At 67.8% G+C, this 1,685-nt stretch carries 1 protein-coding gene and 1 pseudogene; both read left to right on the top strand.

All coding sequences use genetic code 11. From position 1 onward, the window contains the following. Nucleotides 1–505: pseudogene (locus tag ACTS11_RS00760) on the top strand (MFS transporter); the annotation flags it as partial. Nucleotides 506–571: 66 nt separating this feature from the next. Further along, nucleotides 572–1,685: MFS transporter (locus ACTS11_RS00765; RefSeq protein ID WP_442638447.1), on the top strand; the 1,114-nt coding region annotated here is incomplete at its 3' end.

Below are 1,685 nucleotides of genomic sequence, written 5' to 3' on the forward strand. Positions count from 1 at the left end.
CTCGTGGCCGCTGATCATCGCCATCGCCATCACCATCGGCTGCTCCTTCTTCGTCCAGGGCGCGGAGGGCGCGACCTTCGGCATCATCCCGTCGATCAAGCGCCGCGTCACCGGGCAGATCGCGGGCATGGCGGGGGCCTACGGCAACGTCGGCGCGGTCTTCTACCTCTTCGTCTTCATGTTCGTCGACGCCTCGACCTTCTTCTTCATCATCGCGGCCGGCGCCCTTATCTCGTGGATCGTCTGCTTCTTCTGGCTGAAGGAGCCCGAGGGCGGTTTCGGCGAGGACTACGTCCTGTCCTCCGTCGACATGGCCATCGCCGAGGAGGCGCAGCGCCGCAAGGACGCCGAGCGCGACCTCGCCCAGATCTTCGAGGGCTCGCAGAAGGTCGCGCTGGCCGAGAAGGGCGACGGACTGACCGTCACCGCACGCTTCCGCGACCTGGACGAGCTGCGCAGCGCGCTCGCCCGCCTGGGCCGCACCGGACAGCAGCCCGCCGAATGACCGCACGCACGGCCGGGCGGAGCGCCGCCCGGCCCCCGAAACACTTCATCGCAAGGAACACGACCCATGGCGATCACTGACACACCCCCGGGCCGGAGCGGCCATGTCCTGACCGACTGGCGCCCCGAAGACCCGCAGTTCTGGGAGACCAAGGGCCGCGCCATCGCGACCCGCAACCTCTGGATCTCGATCCCCAACCTCCTCATGGCCTTCTCGGTCTGGATGGTCTGGTCGGTCGTCGTCGCCAAGATGCCCGCCATCGGCTTCGACTTCACGGTCGGCGAGCGCTTCTGGCTGGCGGCCCTGCCGGGCCTCTCGGGCGCGACGCTGCGCATCTTCTACAGCTTCATGGTGCCGATCTTCGGCGGACGCCGCTGGACGGCGATCTCGACGGCCTCGCTGCTCCTGCCCGCGCTGGGCATCGGCTTCGCGATCCAGAACCCCGACACCTCCTACGCGACCTTCCTGATCCTCGCGCTGCTCTGCGGCTTCGGCGGCGGCAACTTCGCCTCGTCGATGGCCAACATCGCCTATTTCTACCCCAGGAAGGTCAAGGGCCAGGCGCTGGCCATGAACGCGGGGCTCGGGAACCTCGGCGTCTCGGTCATGCAGTTCCTGGTGCCGGTCGTCATCACCATGGGCGTCTTCGGCGCGCTGGGCGGCGAGCCGCAGCAACTGTCGGACGGCGGCCAGCTCTGGCTGCAGAACGCGGGCTTCATCTGGGTGCCCTTCCTGATCGCGGGCGCGCTCGCGGCGTGGTTCGGGATGAACGACATCGCGGACGCCAGGGCCTCGCTCGGCGAGCAGATGACGATCCTCAAGCGCTACCACAACTGGGTGATGTGCGTGCTCTACATCGGCACGTTCGGCTCCTTCATCGGCTATTCGGCGGGCTTCCCGCTCCTGATGCGGACGCAGTTCCCCGAGGTGGACGCCCTGCAATTCGCCTTCCTCGGTCCGCTCGTCGGCGCACTCAGCCGTGCCGCGACAGGCTGGGTCTCCGACAGGTTCGGCGGCGGCCGCGTGACCTTCTGGGTCTTCCTCGGGATGATCCTCGCGGTCCTCGGCGTGATCTGGTTCCTGCCGCTCGGCGACAGCGCCGGCAACTTCTGGGGCTTCTTCGCCTGCTTCATGGGGCTGTTCTTCCTCACGGGCGTCGGCAACGCGTCGACCTTCCAGA

The organism is Roseicyclus sp. (assembly GCF_052168335.1).
Taxonomy (GTDB): Bacteria; Pseudomonadota; Alphaproteobacteria; order Rhodobacterales; family Rhodobacteraceae; genus Roseibacterium.